At 56.8% G+C, this 16,795-nt stretch carries 15 protein-coding genes; 5 read left to right on the plus strand and 10 right to left on the minus strand.

The window, feature by feature from the left end; translation table 11 throughout:
* Positions 1-14 precede the first annotated feature (14 nt).
* Entirely contained in the window at positions 15-1,364 is a 1,350-nt protein-coding gene (locus EZV60_RS18240; RefSeq protein ID WP_135507378.1) for a DEAD/DEAH box helicase family protein, read from the minus strand.
* A gap of 601 nt (positions 1,365-1,965) precedes the next feature.
* On the opposite strand from EZV60_RS18240, the gene EZV60_RS18245 reads away from it, so the two are divergent.
* On the plus strand, positions 1,966-2,610 hold the full coding sequence (locus tag EZV60_RS18245; protein ID WP_135507380.1) for a hypothetical protein: 645 nt from the start codon (positions 1,966-1,968) through the stop codon (positions 2,608-2,610).
* Positions 2,611-2,710: 100 nt separating this feature from the next.
* On the opposite strand, the gene EZV60_RS18250 is transcribed toward EZV60_RS18245, so the two are convergent.
* Complete coding sequence (locus tag EZV60_RS18250) at positions 2,711-3,517, minus strand: tyrosine-type recombinase/integrase (protein WP_135507382.1); 807 nt, start codon at positions 3,515-3,517, stop codon at positions 2,711-2,713.
* A gap of 512 nt (positions 3,518-4,029) precedes the next feature.
* Between EZV60_RS18250 and EZV60_RS18255 the strand changes: the two genes are divergently transcribed.
* Positions 4,030-6,429, plus strand: coding sequence for an Ig-like domain-containing protein (locus tag EZV60_RS18255; RefSeq protein ID WP_135507384.1), 2,400 nt, complete (start codon positions 4,030-4,032; stop codon positions 6,427-6,429).
* A gap of 33 nt (positions 6,430-6,462) precedes the next feature.
* On the opposite strand, the gene EZV60_RS19385 is transcribed toward EZV60_RS18255, so the two are convergent.
* The gene (locus EZV60_RS19385) at positions 6,463-6,699 is read right to left on the minus strand and encodes a hypothetical protein (protein ID WP_245306361.1); all 237 of its coding nucleotides are present in this window, start codon (positions 6,697-6,699) and stop codon (positions 6,463-6,465) included.
* On the opposite strand from EZV60_RS19385, the gene EZV60_RS18260 reads away from it, so the two are divergent.
* Positions 6,622-7,263 (plus strand): IS6 family transposase, encoded by a 642-nt coding sequence (locus EZV60_RS18260; protein WP_425353576.1) that lies wholly within the window; start codon positions 6,622-6,624, stop codon positions 7,261-7,263. The genes EZV60_RS19385 and EZV60_RS18260 overlap by 78 nt on opposite strands.
* Before the next feature lie 858 nt (positions 7,264-8,121).
* On the plus strand, positions 8,122-8,721 hold the full coding sequence (locus EZV60_RS18265) for a DUF2306 domain-containing protein (protein WP_245306359.1): 600 nt from the start codon (positions 8,122-8,124) through the stop codon (positions 8,719-8,721).
* 10 nt (positions 8,722-8,731) lie between these two features.
* On the opposite strand, the gene EZV60_RS18270 is transcribed toward EZV60_RS18265, so the two are convergent.
* Positions 8,732-9,700, minus strand: a complete 969-nt coding sequence (locus EZV60_RS18270) for a pirin family protein (protein WP_135507388.1) — start codon at positions 9,698-9,700, stop codon at positions 8,732-8,734.
* Positions 9,701-9,764: 64 nt separating this feature from the next.
* On the minus strand, positions 9,765-10,697 hold the full coding sequence (locus EZV60_RS18275) for a VOC family protein (protein ID WP_135507390.1): 933 nt from the start codon (positions 10,695-10,697) through the stop codon (positions 9,765-9,767).
* 117 nt (positions 10,698-10,814) lie between these two features.
* Between EZV60_RS18275 and EZV60_RS18280 the strand changes: the two genes are divergently transcribed.
* On the plus strand, positions 10,815-11,741 hold the full coding sequence (locus tag EZV60_RS18280) for a LysR family transcriptional regulator (RefSeq protein ID WP_135507392.1): 927 nt from the start codon (positions 10,815-10,817) through the stop codon (positions 11,739-11,741).
* Between the two features lie 68 nt (positions 11,742-11,809).
* On the opposite strand, the gene EZV60_RS18285 is transcribed toward EZV60_RS18280, so the two are convergent.
* The 5 genes from EZV60_RS18285 to EZV60_RS18305 all read right to left on the minus strand — a co-directional run bounded on the left by EZV60_RS18285 (position 11,810) and on the right by EZV60_RS18305 (position 16,791).
* Positions 11,810-12,181, minus strand: coding sequence for a hypothetical protein (locus EZV60_RS18285; RefSeq protein WP_135507394.1), 372 nt, complete (start codon positions 12,179-12,181; stop codon positions 11,810-11,812).
* A 415-nt stretch (positions 12,182-12,596) separates the two neighbouring features.
* Entirely contained in the window at positions 12,597-14,141 is a 1,545-nt protein-coding gene (locus tag EZV60_RS18290; RefSeq protein ID WP_135507396.1) for an alanine/glycine:cation symporter family protein, read from the minus strand.
* Between the two features lie 25 nt (positions 14,142-14,166).
* Entirely contained in the window at positions 14,167-14,601 is a 435-nt protein-coding gene (locus EZV60_RS18295; protein ID WP_135507398.1) for a universal stress protein, read from the minus strand.
* A gap of 163 nt (positions 14,602-14,764) precedes the next feature.
* Positions 14,765-16,162, minus strand: coding sequence for a TRAP transporter large permease (locus EZV60_RS18300; protein ID WP_135507400.1), 1,398 nt, complete (start codon positions 16,160-16,162; stop codon positions 14,765-14,767).
* Positions 16,162-16,791 (minus strand): TRAP transporter small permease subunit, encoded by a 630-nt coding sequence (locus EZV60_RS18305; protein WP_135507402.1) that lies wholly within the window; start codon positions 16,789-16,791, stop codon positions 16,162-16,164. The genes EZV60_RS18300 and EZV60_RS18305 overlap by 1 nt, the downstream gene beginning before the upstream one ends.
* Between the last annotated feature and the right edge of the window lie 4 nt (positions 16,792-16,795).

Raw genomic sequence — 16,795 nt, forward strand, 5'->3', positions numbered from 1 at the left:
CTCGTTCGCGCACTTCAGGGGAATACTTGTTCGTTGTCTTGCTCATGATGCTCCATCCTACTCAGGAGTTGGAGCCTCCGGCAAACCCGGCGCGGTTCATACACCTCTACCAACCTGCCGGATTCTGAGGCGAGATATTCTTTGAGCTTGGCAACCGTCTGCGTTGTCTTGCCCAAGCCCATCGTGAGACGTAGTGCTAGCCTCGGATTCTCACCGTCTCGCAGTCGTTGGAAATAACCTGAAAGCGCGTCTTCTAATTGGTTCTTGGCTTCCTCAGGGGTGACAGTTTCTCTCGCAAAATCCGGCTTCGGGGCAGGTCGCAGGCTCGTTTTCTCATTTCTGGATCGGAAAGAATATTGACCAGTTTCCGCCTCTTGGTGCCTTGCTCGGGCTTTGTCTTCAGCATCTGATCTCGTCCACGGTCTGCTGTTCACATGGCTAATGTCAGCCTCTTCCTGAAACCGTCGCCACAGTTCATCTGTTATCTCTTCGACGCTTGGCCTTGTTTCAGCACCTCGACACAGCTCAAACATCACCTCGTTGCTCAAGTCGAACATCAGCTGTTCTCGTCCGTCAATGGCCAGCCCGGTGTCTTGGTCTCTTACGATCTCTTGAGGCTCAACAGCACCAGTATCGCGGCGATGTCGTGGCTGTGCGGAATTAAATATAATTCGATCAGCTAGATCACTGGGAACCTCAACCGTGTCTGAAGCTCCCATTGGCGCATACAGTCCGAAACGCTCAGGGTAGGGATCGTCGCCACCAATGAACTCTGGTGTTGACGTCAAATGCAACTGCGTGGGATTGAACAAAGATCGATCTACTGGGCAATCATCCAACCAAACCTTCTTTTCCCTGTCTGAGACGAACTGATCCAGCCAGTACCATAGGTGGACACGGATACCCGGCTTGATGCCCATTGAAGACGACAGGTGATACCAGCATTTCGCGCTCTGAAATTCTTCTGGGAGATGCGTGACAGCCTCGGCCACCAATTCTTCGTTCGAAGGCTCTGATGGATTGCCACCAGATTCAGGTCCGACACCGTCAATATCCAGCATGATCCAACGGTGTGGCTGGGAGTCAAAGTTTTCCTTGGTGCGCCTGACCGAACTCGGATCGATGCCCGGTGTAAGCTTTCCTGAAACAACCGCTTTCCTTGGAATGTCAGCCAGAGGTTTGATCACCTCTCCCAGTTGCTCGAAGCTTTCCACCTCGATCTCTTCAACGCTGAAGAGGTTCGGGAATTGCTGCGACTGTTTGTTCCATTCTCGATCTTCAAACTTGAAGCTCTTTCGCAGCAGCAGGCTTAAGCTGGTGAGGATCGTGATAGTATCGCTGACCATAATATCTGAGCGAAACATGCGGACCGCAATCGATCAAGGCTTTCCTATTTGGCTGCCTTCCATCGTCACTGACGCTATAGGAATCTATCGCAATGACCCGCTTGGCCCGAATTACAAACAACCCAGCCTGACGTGACCAAAGCGTTTGAATTGTGGTGTCTTGAGAACGGACGAAAGGATGGGCGATTGATAGAAACTGAATGTAAAGCGTTGGTGTGGAGGCGGTGCAGCTTCATCGATCGCATGCATAGACGCAAGCCCCTCAGCCTGAAAAACCCGTTGCCCCGATAACAAACGGACCCCCACGAGGATTTGTTACCAAAGTCGCTGTTGTTGATTGATAGCCTAAATGGAAACAGTCCGTCGGTTCTTGGAAACAATCCAGTCCTGAACGAATTACCCCCGCCAGACGTGAATCCAGCGAGGGCTGGAAAATCTACATGGTATTAGTTTTCAAGCGATTATTGCAGCACAATAGCGAAGGCCTCACTAAGACTTCCGGCCACAATCACGTCACGCATTCATGGTAGTCGATGGGTTTGACCCGAGAAGGCAATGCTTTAAAGTCAACGTACTGGTATCTGAAAACATACCTATACTGCCGGGGGGGGGCAAGATTATGAAAAATCGTGTATTGGGCATCGTGACTTGTGCAGTACTTGGGGTGTCAGTTTTAGGAGCCCACGCGGCAACGATTCAAATTGCCGGGCTAGATAATTTCCGGATTTCTGATCCAGATGGGGCAAGAGCGGGCATTTCAGTAGATGGCGTGAACCAAACGCTTGAATTGGCACCCGGCGAAAGTCTCACCTCTAACGTCAGTACACACTTTTTGAGTGGCGAAATTACTGACCCTTTCGGCTACCCTGAAAGCTACGTACCGGTGAATAGAAGTATTGACTTGAACTTCTCCATCAATGGATTTGTCAAAACGGTGGCCCACACGCTCCGCCTAGTGTATCAATCGAATTGCGGATCTGCTTTCTGCTTTGACACCTCTACCGCCAACCCTACATACAGCCTTTTTCTGACGCCGGATACGCCAACCTTTTCCGTACCAACACCGCAGGGTGCGTTAGAAATTTCTTTAGTTGGCCCTCGCATTCGTTTGACACGTGTCGATGGACAGACTTGGGGGTACAATGAATCTTACCGGATTGGTGTGGCGGCTGCACCGATCCCTATTCCAGCAGGACTGCCGCTGCTTGTGGGGAGCCTAGGTTTGTTGGGCTGGATAGCACGAAGGAAGCGTCAGAAGGCGTAAGCATCATGGAAATTAAATCGGATTGGCCCTACGCCTTAGGCCGGTGGGGGAGTTCCGAGCGCTCCATCAGAGTTGGATCAAGGTGTAGAATGAATCGTCATTAACTGCTTTTCTGGCGGCTCTCGCAGTCCGTCTCCTGATCCTTCACTGGCAGGGCTTTATCCAGCTTCTTTTTCATCTTTTTGGCTCGTTTTTTCACCCTCTTTCTGCCTGAAGCCGTCTTCACTTCCTCCGCCTCAGCCTGATCTACCAGCTCTTGATGCTCCCAATCTGGATCGTAATACCTATGATAACCATCTGCCACTGCATCGAAGACAGGTCGCAGGGTATCGATCTGCGTGATGATGTAGCCCTCTGTCACACTGCGTGACTTGTGGTTCAGTGCTCTGCGTATGAGATCGAAGGCAACGCCATTGGCTTCAGCGTGTGTGGCAAAGGTACGCCTCAGGTCATGGAAACCAAACTGGATGCCAGTGAACTCGGTTATCTTTTTTAGCTGTGACTTCGGCTCTGTCATGTGGCCTTCCCCTCTGGCAGCAGGGAACACCCAAGGCGAGTCCTCTTTACCGATCCTCTCCAGATAGTCTTTCTGCCTCTTGAGCGTGCCCGTAATCAGCCTTGAGAGCGGTATGTAGTGGTCTGTCTTATTCTTAGTGTCGTGGACAACAAGGTGCTCTCGCGTCCAGTCAATGTGGTCCCAACGCAGGCGCAAACCTTCAGCTCTTCTCAGTCCAGAGTAGAGAAGCAACATGACGAAATTCATGCCTTGATCTGTCACGCCATGCTCAGGCGTCTCCGGCCAGTCCTTTACGGTGAGATCGAAGTGAATCAGCTTGGCAATCTCTTCATCACTTAAGAACCGGGACCGTGGCTTGACCGTACGCTTATATCCCTTCTGCTTGATCACATCGGTTGTTCACCCGGGCCCTGTCAACACCTGGCGGTCACGCGACAGTTCGTAACAATATGTGGTGTTTGATGGTCGCTCTCACGGCTTTAGCCTCTTTTATGAACTGTACCAATCTTTCAAGCCTCCACAAGCGAGGCAACCGCTTTAATGATGCCGATGCAAAAGCGACTTCCCGAAAGCGGACCTTCAAGCTCAGTGCAGCGAACGCCGGGTAAGAGCCCGAAGCTGCCGGATCCAGATCGCCTCCTCACGAAGTGCAGCGATCTGGAGTTCCCCGAGGTCGATCTGACGCCCGCCATTTTCCGTTCGCGTAACCCGGCTCTCTCCCTCGCGCAAATATTCTCGATAAAAAAGCTAACTTTTGGGTTTGTATTACGCTATAAGAGACGGATTGTGTGTGCCAAGCTTCCCTTTTTCGGGCCATAAACAAGGGCACGTTTGTATCAGCCTTAAGCTTTTGAGCAGAAGCATATTCAGTAAGGCGTCATAAGCGCCGCATGGAGGATATTATGATCTGCGAAAGAAGCATTACATTTATAATTCCCGGTATCGAGGGAGCGCCGGATGTCGAAGTTAAAGTAGTTGAAAACGAAGGAGCGCTCGAATTTACCGTAACGGTGCTTGAAACCGACGGGGTCGTCGCAGACTTGCGCGGCCTCTTTTTCAACGTCAATGACGATTTGAAGCTAGCCGGACTTCTCGCCACCGGCGACGACGTGACAGATCAGGATACCGGCGATGTAATCGATCTTGGCAAGGGTGCAAATATGCGTGGGGTGGCCGCACCCTTTGCGTCCGGCATAGAATTTGGTGGGCCTGGAATCGGCAAGAACAAGGGTGATATTCAGCAGACGTCTTTCACGCTTACGAATGATGCAGGTGACTTGACCCTGGACGACATCGCCAATGTCGAATTTGGCGCGCGGTTGACGAGTGTCGGCGAACTGGATGGACCCCGTAATGGCTCTGCCAAACTGACGATTATCGCTCCCGCCGCACCGGACGCGGTGGACGACAGCTATAATATATTTGAAGACAGCGCGGCGGGTCTCGACGATCCACGTGATACGAGCTCGGGCACGGTCTTTCAGGTGCTCGCGAACGACACCGATGCCGATGGCGACACGCTTACTATCACCCATGTGTTCGGGGCCGAACACGGCACGGTGGAGATCGTCGACGGCGACGATGCCGATCTGCTGCCGGGCGACGCAATTCTCTACACGCCGACGACCGACTATGCCGGCACGGACGCGTTCACCTACTGCATCTCCGACAACAATGGCGGCACTGACTTCGCCATGGTTGCGGTCGCGATCGAAGCAGTTGCGGACATTCCCGATGTTTCAATTGAAGCGGCTGCCACTGGGAACGTCAATGAGATCCTGCTGACCGTGACAGCCACGCAGACCGATGACGACAATTCGGAGTTCATAGACAGGATCCTGTCGAGCGCCCTGCCCGCCGGGGTGACGCTGACCCCGTCCGGCCCGGTCGACCCGGCGCCCCAACCTGCAGGGATCGTCCAGCAATACCTGCTGACCCTTCCGCTCGACACCGACCAGGATTTTGAACTGACCTTCACGGCGGTGTCCAAGGAAGTATCTAACGGCGACACCGAAACCGGCTCGGCCAGCATCGACATTGTCTATGAATACAACGAGATCGCCAGTGCGATGCAGTTCGAGGCCAATGATCAAAGCATCTGGTCGCAGGGCGACGAGTTCGTGTTCGACAACACGACCTTCCTTGGGCTGGACACCGGCCCGTTCAACGAAACCCTTAACGCCGGTCCCTTCGAAGCCGGCATTTCCGGTGACATCCGGATCGGCCTGGAATCCACGCTGCATTTCGAGGGCGGTGATATCGACGCGACAGCCGAATACGATGTAACCGTTGAAACGAACTACAACAAAACCGTCGATGAGTTGCTGATCCAGACGTCCTCGATCCTGACCGATACCTTCTTCACGACGATGGGTCCGTCGGGCTTCTACCAACTCGACTTCGTCTGGGACATCCTGATCGACGCCTTCGCGGGCGTGGATATCGATCTCGGTGGCATCGACCTGGACCCGGCGGGAATCATACCCGGCGATCAAACCATCGACTTCGGTAGTATCGACGAGACGATCAATTTCCCGTCGATCGATATCGGCCCGGGCTCGTTCAACATCCTAGACCTCCAGAGTAGCGACGCGGGCGGTACGATCCCCTTCCCGGCGCCGGCCGACTTCCTGTCGGTCGATTGGGCTTGGCCGAATATCTCGACGACCAGCAATCCCGCCCCGCTCAACCCGGCCGTGTCCGAAGGGGCCAGCAACAACTTCCTGCAACTCAACGTCGATCTCGACGAGCTGGTCACAACTGTGGCCGGGTTGCCGATTAACCCGTTCAACCCGAGGCTGGAGGCGGGACCGTTCTTCGCCGAGCTCGACGTCCTCAACGTTTTTGTCAATGCCGGACTGAACTTCCTGCAGGAATTCGAGATGGCCATGGGCGATCTGGTGGGCCTGCTATCCTTCGAAGACGGCACCTTCACCAGCTTCACGATCGGGGAGAGCCTGCAGATCAGCGACGCATCATTTATCGACCTGGGCGGGGACGGAGACGGTCTGGTCGAGTTCGATTTCAACGTGATCCCGGAATCCGAGCTAAGCAACCTGACCTCGCTTGGCTTCAATGTAGGAGGCGGGGTCGACCTGCTGTCGGCCGAGGCCGGCTACGATCTGACCATCAACAACCCGTTCTCAGCGGTGGTCGGACCCGACGAGTTCGGCTTCTCCGACAGTGTAGGCTTCGGGCCGCTGGCAGGGTTCGAACTCAGCTTCCCAGTGGCCGATATAGAGGTGTTCAAAGATACCTTCGACTTGGCATTTGAACAGGAGCAGTTCACGGCCTTCGCCTGATCCAAAACTCCTGCTGCGACCGGCCCCGATCGTTCACGGGCCGGTCAACTGAACCAGCCAATTGAGCCCAACGGTCTTGTCAGAGCAACTTGGCTTGAGCCGGGATACAGCCCGCCTTACCCTGCCGGCATGACAAAACGTGATCCGTTCAAGTATTTCAAAACCAGCCGAGAGATCATCCGCCTGGCGGTTATGATGTATGTCCGGTTCCCGCTCTCGCTGCGGAATGTCGAGGATCTGCTGCATGAGCGCGGCATCGATGTCAGCCATGAAGCGGTGCGGTACTGGTGGCATCGGTTCGGTCCGCTCTTCGCATCTGAGATAAAGAAACGCCGCGTGGCGGGAATGAAATCCAGCCGCTGGCGCTGGCACCTGGACGAGATGTTCGTCAAGATTTATGGCGAGAGGCATTACCTCTGGCGGGCCGTGGATCATGAAGGCGAAGTCCTGGAAAGCTTCGTGACCAAAACACGCGACAAGAAGGCGGCCTTGAAATTCCTCAAGAAAGCAATGCGAAAGCACGGTCGACCCGAGGTTATTGTGACGGACCAGCTTCGGTCATATGGCGCGGCGCTGAAACAAATCGGCGCAAGCGACCGCCAGGAAACTGGCCTCTGGTTGAACAACCGAGCGGAAAATTCACACCTGCCCTTCCGACGACGAGAGAGGGCAATGCTGCGGTTCCGGCGGACGCGAAGTTTGCAGAAATTCGCTGCCATTCACGCCTCGATTTACAACCTGTTCAACTCGGAAAGAAGCCTCAGCTCGCGACACATATTCAAACGAAACCGTACCGTTGCTCTTGCCGAGTGGCGCGGTCTCGGCGAGGCGTAAGGGACAGCGTCTCTGTCCAAGTGGAGACCGGTTCGAATTGGTCTGACACCACCCGACAAAGGCATGCTTTTGCTCTGATGGCGTAGATTTCAGCTTGTCGAGGATCCTCACCAACTCGTGACGGTCGATTTCCTCAAGCGGACCGGTCAAAGGAAAGTGCTTGTGCAAAAGACGGGTGTATTCCTCGACTGTGCGCGGTTTGTTACGTTTCTCACTATCTGCCAGGAACATGCTTCGGGCGTCTTCGAACTTCAGGGGCGGCCGTGCAACCTTATGCGGGCTCTCGAGTGCGAATTCAGCCTGGATACCCTTCGCACGGGCGCGGGCTTCGGCCAGTGACATATTTGGTTACCGCCCGATCGAATGGCGTTTCCGTTTCGGACCGCATAGGGCGATGAATGTCTTGGTTCCACCCTGCGAAATCCGCACGCCGAACCCTGGCAGAGCATCGTCAAAATACGTCTTCTGCCCCTTCTCCGGGGCCTTCAGACGTTTTATCTGTGCGTCCGTTAGGCTCATCTTAGGCTCATAATTCTCGCGCGATTAAGGGGTTTTCAATGGTTAGCTATGTTCAGGTTTCACGCCTTAAATTGCTGAAAAATAACATTAGATTTTCAACTTTGACAAGCTATGGCAACTATTTTCCTACAACTTTTAATCAGTGGGTCGCAGGTTCGAATCCGGCACGGCTCACCACTGCTTCCGACGTATGAGAAATCAATCGGGCCTGTTTCAGGATACCGATTGAGCGGATTTACAAGCCTTTTTCGCCAGCCATTCTGCGTTAGATACTGCGTCATGCGGCGATACTTTTCCTCGATACTTCTGATTCTTGTCGCGCTCAACACGGGCTGGTTCGTGATCTATTCCGGAAGCGTTGGCCTGCGCGGGCTTGTTTCGGAGGCGCCACGCGACGTATCGCGAGTGTTCGTCAACGGCTACCCCGCGATCAATGCGGGCATCGCGCTGCACATGATCGCCGGCGCGCTGTTAACCGTTGGCGCGCCGCTGCAAGCGCTGCCGATCGTGCGACGCCGGTGGCCCGGGCTGCACCGCCGCTTTGGGTACACCCTATTCGGGGCGGCGATGGTGACCGGATTGGGCGGATTGCTTTATATCGGTCTCAACGGAACGGTTGGCGGCTGGTGGATGAGCCTATGGTTTGCTATCTACGGTCTCGCCATCATCTGCTGCGCCGCGAACGTCGTTTATTTCGCGATGGACAAGGATATGGTCAGGCACTTCAGATGGGCTGTCCGGTTGATCGTGCTTGCCGTCGGCTCCTGGATCTACCGGATGCATTACGCGATCTGGTATGCCGCGACGGGCGGCATTGCTTCGAACCGGGACTTTACCGGACTGTTCGATCAGGTGCAGGTGGTCGCCTTTTTCGTGCCCTACCTCCTTGTGGCTGAGCTACTTCTCCGGTGGCGCACGATGAAGGCGCGGCCGGCGTGACCGAATTCCCCTAATCACCCGGTCCTCTTGGCCGCGTCCGGTCAAGCTCCGGAGAGATCGGAATGAATTCGGACGTGTCCCCCGGCGGCAGGCGGAACGGACCGCTTTCCCAATCCGCCGCCTTCCACGCTTCCTTGGCTTCTTCGATCCGATCCTTAGAAGAAGATACGAAATTCCACCAGATATAGCGCGGCTCGGTTAACGTCGCGCCGCCCAGCACCATGAGCCGCGCCCCCTGCGGCCCGGCCGTCAGGGAAATCGAAACGCCGGGTCGAAAGACCATCATTCGTCCTGCCTCAAAGCTCTCCCCGGCGATCTCGATACTGCCTTGGGTTACGTAAATGCCCCGGTCTTCATGGTTTTCCGGCAACGGAAACGCAGTACCGGGCTCCAACATAACATCGAGATAGAAGGTCTCGGAATGCATGGTGACCGGGCTTTGTTCGCCATAGGCTGCCCCCAGGATAAGCCGCGCTTTGACACCGGTATCCTGCAAGAGCGGTAACGTGGCTTCCTTGTGGTGCTCGAAATCGGGAGCCATATCCTCGCGGTCTTCGGGCAATGCAATCCAGGTCTGGATTCCGAAAAGGCTGTGCCGCCCGGCACGTGTTTCCGGACTTGTGCGCTCGGAGTGGGTGACGCCGCGGCCTGCCACCATCCAGTTTACCTCGCCGGGATAGATCATCTGATGCGTTCCAAGACTGTCGCGATGCTCGAACTCGCCCTGATAAAGATAGGTCACGGTGCCTAGTCCGATATGCGGATGCGGCCGTACGTCTATCCCGCCATCGGTTATGAATTCCGCCGGTCCCATCTGGTCGAAAAAGATGAACGGTCCGATCATCTGCCTTTTGGGAGACGGCAGGGCGCGGCGCACCTCAAAACCGCCCAGATCGCGCGCACGTGGGATAATCAGCGTTTCGACAGCGTCCAGAGAGGAATGGGGGCAATCGGGTTTGTGGATCGGGTTCCAACTCATTTGACGTGTCCTTTTCGAATTGGCCGTTCAACGGCGTTGGCGGTTTGGCTTCAAGGCCGAGCGCTCAGGACTGGATCGGCGGCAGTATCGCCTCGATCTTGTCACGAAAGGGCTCGTAGCGCTCGGGCAGTTTGAGTGTCTCGCCCAGTTGGGCGACATCCTCGTCGCGATCGAATCCCGGCTCGTTCGTTGCGATTTCGAACAGGATACCGCCGGGAGCGCGAAAATAAATCGCCCAGAAGTAATCCCGATCAATCACCGGCGTCACCTGGTAACCTGTATCGAGTAAGGCCTCGCGGGCACTCTGCTGCGCTGCGCGACCTTCCACCGCGAAGGCGATGTGATGGACCGAGCCTGCCCCTTGCCCTGCGGACGGTGCGTCCCCCACGACCTGAAGGTCGATGCGGTCGGCGGCGTTGCCATTCTCGATCGCGTAACGGGTGATATCTCCGTCAGTTCCGATCTTCCCATATCCCATGAACCGTAACAGCTCTGCCGTCGCGGCCCCGTCGCGCAGGACAAAGCGGGCGCCATTGAACCCAAGAATGCCTGCATCCTGGGGTATCCCCTGACCGGTCCATGGCGCACGGCCGCGCGGCGGGCTTTCGACAAGCGCGAATGCGTCGCCGTCCGGACCATCGAATTTCAAACGCCTCTCGCCGAAAGCCGATTCAACGCCCAAGCCCGTCACGCCACTTTGGTCAAGACGGTCTTGCCAGAATGACAGACTGCCCTCGGGCACCGCGAACTCGGTCACACCGACCTCACCTGCGCCGCGTGTACCACGGGGCATACGGCCGAACGGAAAGTACGTCATGACGGACCCCGGCGTACCAACCTCGTCTCCGTAGTAGAGGTGGTAGACCTCCGGCGCGTCGAAATTGACGGTCTTCTTCACCCGGCGCAGACCAAGTGTGCCGGTGAAGAACGCGTTGTTCTCGACGGCATCGGTGGCCATCGACGTCACGTGATGCAAACCCTTAATGTCCGTGATCATGCGTCGGCTCTTCCTCCTTGACTATCGGTCTTGCGCTTAAGGTAGGCGGTCATTTTATGATATTTAATTGAAATTATAATCTATAATCTATTTTGATTTTTAGAATAATACTTGGTCATGGAAGATCTCAAACCGATCCGCGTGTTCCTCGAGGTGGCCGCAAATCTCAGCTTTGCCAAGGCCGCGCAAAGCTTGCGCCTGACCCCTGCGTCCGTCACCCGTATCATTGCGCAGCTTGAAGTTGATCTTGGCCAACAACTGCTGGTGCGCACAACACGCCGGGTATCTCTGACCAGCGCAGGAGCGGTGGTGCAAGCGCGCTTCCGGCCTATTGTCGCGGCGTTCGACGAAGCCGCGCAAGACATTTTGCGCGACAGTCGCCCGGACGCGGGCCGGCTTCGGATCAATGCTGCGCTTTCACTCGGTGTGCGTCTGATGCCCCGAATGATCGAAGGCTTCCGGCTTGCCTATCCGAGGATCGAACTGGACGTCCACCTGACGGATGCCTTTGTCGATATCATGGAGGAAACCTGCGATCTGGCGATACGCATTTCGGGCCCACCATCCGATACATCCACAATTTGGCGAAAGATTTGCCGGGTGCCACGGCGCGTCGTCGCAGCGCCGGTGCTATTCAAAAAAACCGCCCAACCGCGCGAACCTTCCGATCTCGACCCGGACATACTCCTGTCCTACACACCGGACGGCGACCGGGAGGTTTGGGACTTCCAACGCGGTAGTCAAAAGCGGAGCGTGCGGGCCGGGCGGCGGGTCACCTCGAACAACGGTGATCTACTTTACGGTATCGCGCGTTCCGGGGGCGGGGTCTGCGCGTTGCCCGACTTCATTGTCCGGGACGGTTTGGATCGCGGAGATGTCGTTGAACTTCTGCCCGACTGGCAGATCCGTCCGCTTTGGCTGACGCTGTATTATCCACCGTACGAAAAGCTGCCGCCACTCGTCGCGACATTTACGGACTTTTTCGTAACCTACATGGAGGAGCGCGAAGGGCTTGTCTTCGAAGACGAAGCCATCCGACCTTAGGCCATTGGGCCCGGCAGACTAAACGGCGCCCCAGATGGGACGCCGTTTCCAAAAACATGTGCTCGCCTTTAGCTAACGGCCCACGGATGCGGGTTGTTCACGCCAGCTGCATCACCGGGATCGATTTCTGCTGTAAGCCACGGACGCTGGTTGTCGACGCCGGGGACTTGGCCAGGGTCACGCTCGGCGGTCAGCCACGGCTGCTGATTGTCGACGCCAGGCACTTGGCCGGGGTCACGCTCGGCGGTCAGCCAGGGCTGCTGATTGTCGACACCGGGCACTTGGCCAGGGTCACGCTCGGCGGTCAGCCAGGGCTGCTGGTTGTCAACGCCGGGCACTTGGCCGGGGTCACGTTCGGCCAGAAGCTGGGCACTGCCGAAAGACATGAGCGCCGCAAGCGAGGTGGCGGCAGTGAGGGTCAGAATTCCAAAAGTACGCATCGTGTTGTCTCCTTCTCTGTGTTCGTTCGCTTCATTCTGTGGCGGGCTGTGCCCGCTTCGGTGAAACAAAGATGGGACAATGGGCGGCTCTCGGGAACCGGCATCCGACCGATGTGAGAAAGGCTTCACACGAATGCACAGCGCCGTGATGGAACCTTTGAAAACACCTCACGCACCCGGCACATAAGCCGGGTGATTAATGTTTTTATTGATTTAACTCAGGTGCTTATATTGAAATCTATTTTCGTGCGTTTTCGCACCAAAACTGTTCCGAAATGCCGCGGAACTCTGTAATCGTAACAATTGACGGATTGTTTCAGACCCGGCTCTGCCTCCGCTGGTCCGGCCGGATCGCCGGACCACGAAAAAGGCCGGCGCAAATGGCGCCGGCCCTCGTGTTTTCCGGACGACTCGATCAGTGGAACTTGCGGATCTCGCCCGATTTCAGACGCGCGCTGTAGCTTTGCAGCTCTCGCTTGACGATGGGCATCAGGAAGTAAAGGCCAAAGACGTTGACCACAGCCATCGCAAAGATCGCCGCATCCGAGAAATCGATCACCGGGCCGAGATTGGCGGCGGCGCCGATGATCACAAAGATGCAGAAGATGACCTTGAAGACGATCTCCTTGTTCTTGCCTTCACCGAAAAGGTAGGTCCACGCCTTGAGCCCGTAGTAGGACCAGCTGATCATCGTGGAGAAGGCAAAGAGCACAACCGCCAGCGCTAGGACATAGGGGAACCAGCTAAAGGCCGAGGCGAAGGCTGCTGAAGTCAGGCTGACACCCGATGAGCCATCGGCGGTCTGGATCATGCCACTTTCGCCTACGATGTAGAGCCCAGTTTCGGGATCGGTGACAAGCTGACCGGAAATGATGATCACAAGCGCCGTCATGGTGCAGATCACCACCGTATCAATGAACGGCTCCAACAAAGAGACGAAGCCTTCGGTGATCGGCTCTTTGGTCCGAACCGCCGAGTGGGCAATGGCGGCCGAGCCGACGCCGGCCTCGTTGGAAAACGCCGCCCGCTTGAAGCCCTGGATTAGGGCACCCACCATACCGCCGGCGACACCAAGACCGGTAAAGGCCCCTTCGAAGATCTGACCGAAGGCCCAGCCGATCTGATCGGCATTCATGATAATGATCACCAGTGCCGCGAGCACATAGGTAACACCCATGAAGGGCACGACCTTTTCGGTGACGCGTGCAATGGACTTAAGACCACCTACGATCACGGCAAAGACCACGGCAGCGAAGATCACGCCGGTGATCCAGCCCGGGTATTCGCCGACGATACCCGAAATCTGCTGATGCGCCTGGTTGGCCTGGAACATGTTGCCGCCGCCGAGCGCACCAAGGATACAGAAGATCGAGAAGAGCACCGCGAGGATCTTACCGCCCGGCAAGCCGCGCTCGGCAAAGCCCTTGGTCAGGTAATACATCGGGCCACCCGAAACGGTGCCGTCAGGGTATTCGTTTCGGTATTTCACACCCAGCGTACATTCTGTGAACTTCGACGCCATGCCCATAAGGCCGGCCAAGATCATCCAGAACGTCGCCCCCGGCCCACCGATGCCCACGGCCACGGCAACGCCCGCGATATTCCCGAGACCGACGGTGCCAGAGAGCGCAGTGGCGAGCGCTTGAAAGTGGCTGACCTCACCTGCATCGTTGGGATCGGAATAGTCGCCTTTGACCAGCGAGATGGCGTGGCCAAAATTACGGAACTGCACGAACGCGAAGTAGAGCGTGAAGACCGACGCCGCGACGACGAGCCACGCTACGATCCACGGAAAACTGGTGCCGGGAAAGGGGCTGAAGATGAAGCTGACGAACCAGCCGGTTGAGTCAGCGAAAAGCTGATTGACCTTTTCATCGATGGATTGCGCCATCACGGGCGCCGTACCAGCGAACGTGAGGGATGCGGCACCTAAGGCCGCACGGGAAAATATCTGCTGCATATGTCTATCCTTGATCAAAGCGTCGTCATGGCACGATCGTGCACGGCACGGGCGCGATCTGAACAAGTGCGCTTGCGACCGATCCGAAGACTCGGGCGCTCAGCGCGGAATGCCCGTCCCGGCCGATGATAATCTGAGTTGCTTTCTGGTCAGTCGCGATTTCGCAGATCACGTCGGCGGTTTTGCCGTAGCGAAGTTCGCTTGTGACCTCGACACCCTGGTCGGAAATCTCGGTGATCACAGGCTCGAGGATGTGGTGCTTGGCCCGATCCATCTCTTCTCGGCGGCGTTTGTGACGCTCTTCAAGTTCCTGCGGTGTCAGGAAGGAATAAGGCGACCATTCCAGAACATGCACCAGCAAGATGGTGCCGCCCTGAGCCTTGGCGCGCGACAGCGCAAAGTCGAGCGCGCGGCGCGCGGTAACGCTGCCGTCGTAGCCGACGACGAATTTTTCGGACATTGTGAACTCCCTCGTTGTATCACCCGCTTTCATTTCACTTTGAAGCGGAATACCCGAGCGTAGCACGCGCACGGCCTATTGGTCGCCTTTTTCCGGCATCCGCACGTAAAAAGCGGCCTGAAAGCGCGCAGGAACAACTCACCAGGGATGACGGCATAGGGCGTCAGGCGAGCCCCGGCAGCCACAGAACGATGATCGGAAACGAGACCAGAAGGGCGATTGTCACCGCATCGGCGATAAAGAAAGGCATCACACCTTTGAATACATCTTGCACCGAGAGGTCCGGACGCACCCCCGCCACCACAAAGCAGTTCAGTCCGATGGGTGGCGTGATCAGACAAAACTCGGCCATCTTGACCACCAGAATGCCGAACCAGATTGCACACATTTCTCCAGACATGCCAAAGGCGCTATCCTCAGCAGAAACAAACTCGCCCCCGTTGAGCGCCATTACAGCGGGATAAACGACCGGCAGTGTCAAAAGCAGCATGCCGATCGCGTCCATGAACATCCCCAGCACCGCGTAGGCTAGCAGGATGCAGACGAGGATCAGCATGGGCGAGACTGTCAGAGAGGTGATCCAGTCGGCAAAGGCACCGGGCAGATCGGCAAAGCCGAGAAAGCGCACGTAGATAAGCACCCCCCAGATGATGGTGAAGATCATCACCGTGAGCTTGGCCGTCTCAAGAAGCGCAGATTTCAGTTCAGTCAGGCGCATGCCCCGGTAAAGCGCCATCAGGAAGACGATAAACGCGCCTACCGCGCCGCCCTCTGTCGGGGTGCCCCACGCATCCCCGAACGGGTTGTAGACAAAGAAGATGATGATCACGACCACCGCCACGATGGGCAGCGCCGGCAAGAGTGAGACCATCCGCTCGGCCCAGGTAAAGCCGCGCACCGGTGGGCCGATATTCTTGAACACCACGGCGAGTCCGATGATGAGCAACGCATAGACAAAGGCCGAAAAGGCCCCCGGAATGAATCCCGCCAGCAAAAGCTTTCCCACATCCTGTTCCACGATGATCGCGTAGATCACCAGGATCGCCGAGGGCGGAATGAGAGAGGCCAGCGTGCCGCCTGCCGCCACGACCCCTGCGGCGAACTTCTTGTTGTAGCCGATCTTGAGCATTTCCGGGATGGCAATTCGGGCAAAGACCGCCGCCGTGGCCACCGAGGCGCCCGAGACGGCAGCAAACCCCGCGGTCGCAAACACGGTCGATACCGCCAGCCCGCCGGGAACCCACGCGATCCAGCGCTTGGCCGCCTCGAAAAGCGCGCGGGTGAGACCGGCGTAATAGGCCAGATAGCCGATCAGGATGAATGTCGGAATGAGCGATAGCGCATTGGCTGAAACCTTGGAATGAGGCACCTGCCCCGCGATCTTGACGCTGATCTCGATAGATTTCCAAAGACGCGCAGGATCATAGTCAAATCCGTTCCAGCGAAGCCAGACAAGCCCGAGAAACCCGGCCAGACCGGCGGCGAAGGCCACGCGCATGCCGATGAACACCATGGCCAGCATGAAGCCGGTGGTCCAAAGCCCGATGGTAATGGGATCCATCAGTCGCGCCCTTCCAGTTGTTCGGCCTCTAGGGCCGCCTGTTCGGCCACCGACAAGGTCAGCGGCACTGCGACGGGTCGATCAAGCCCCAGCACGAAGGCCCGGGCGTATCCCACGGCCTGCAAAACGAGGCGAAGGGTCAGCACCGCGAATGCCATAGGCACTATGAGTTTGGACGGCCAGACCGGCAGGCCGATATCGATCGTGCTGTCGCGCGAACACAAGGGTCGCGCGCAGTCAAAGGATCGGTCGAAATGCGCCCAGCTTCCCCAGACAAGCGCGAACATCAGGACCAGAACCAGCAGGATCGTGATCAATTCAAGCAACCACAAAACCCTGCCGCTGAGATTGCCGATGAGAATGTCCATGCGGATATGCCCGCCTTCGCGCTGCACATAGGACACACCCATGATTGCGATCAGCGGCATCAGCAATTCGATGTAATCAACATAGCCCGCCATGGGCGAGCCGAAGAACTTGCGGCCCGAAACGGAATAGGCCGCCAAGAACATGAGGGAAAACGCGCCAAGCCCGCTCAGAAGCGCGAAAAACCGCTCGAGCGGTAAAAGCGCCCGGTCTAGACGGCTCAGCAGACTGCTGTCGCTGAGTACGGTCGATGCACCGGCCATCCGT

It is taken from the genome of Roseovarius aestuariivivens (assembly GCF_004761875.1).
Taxonomy (GTDB): domain Bacteria; phylum Pseudomonadota; class Alphaproteobacteria; order Rhodobacterales; family Rhodobacteraceae; genus Roseovarius; species Roseovarius aestuariivivens.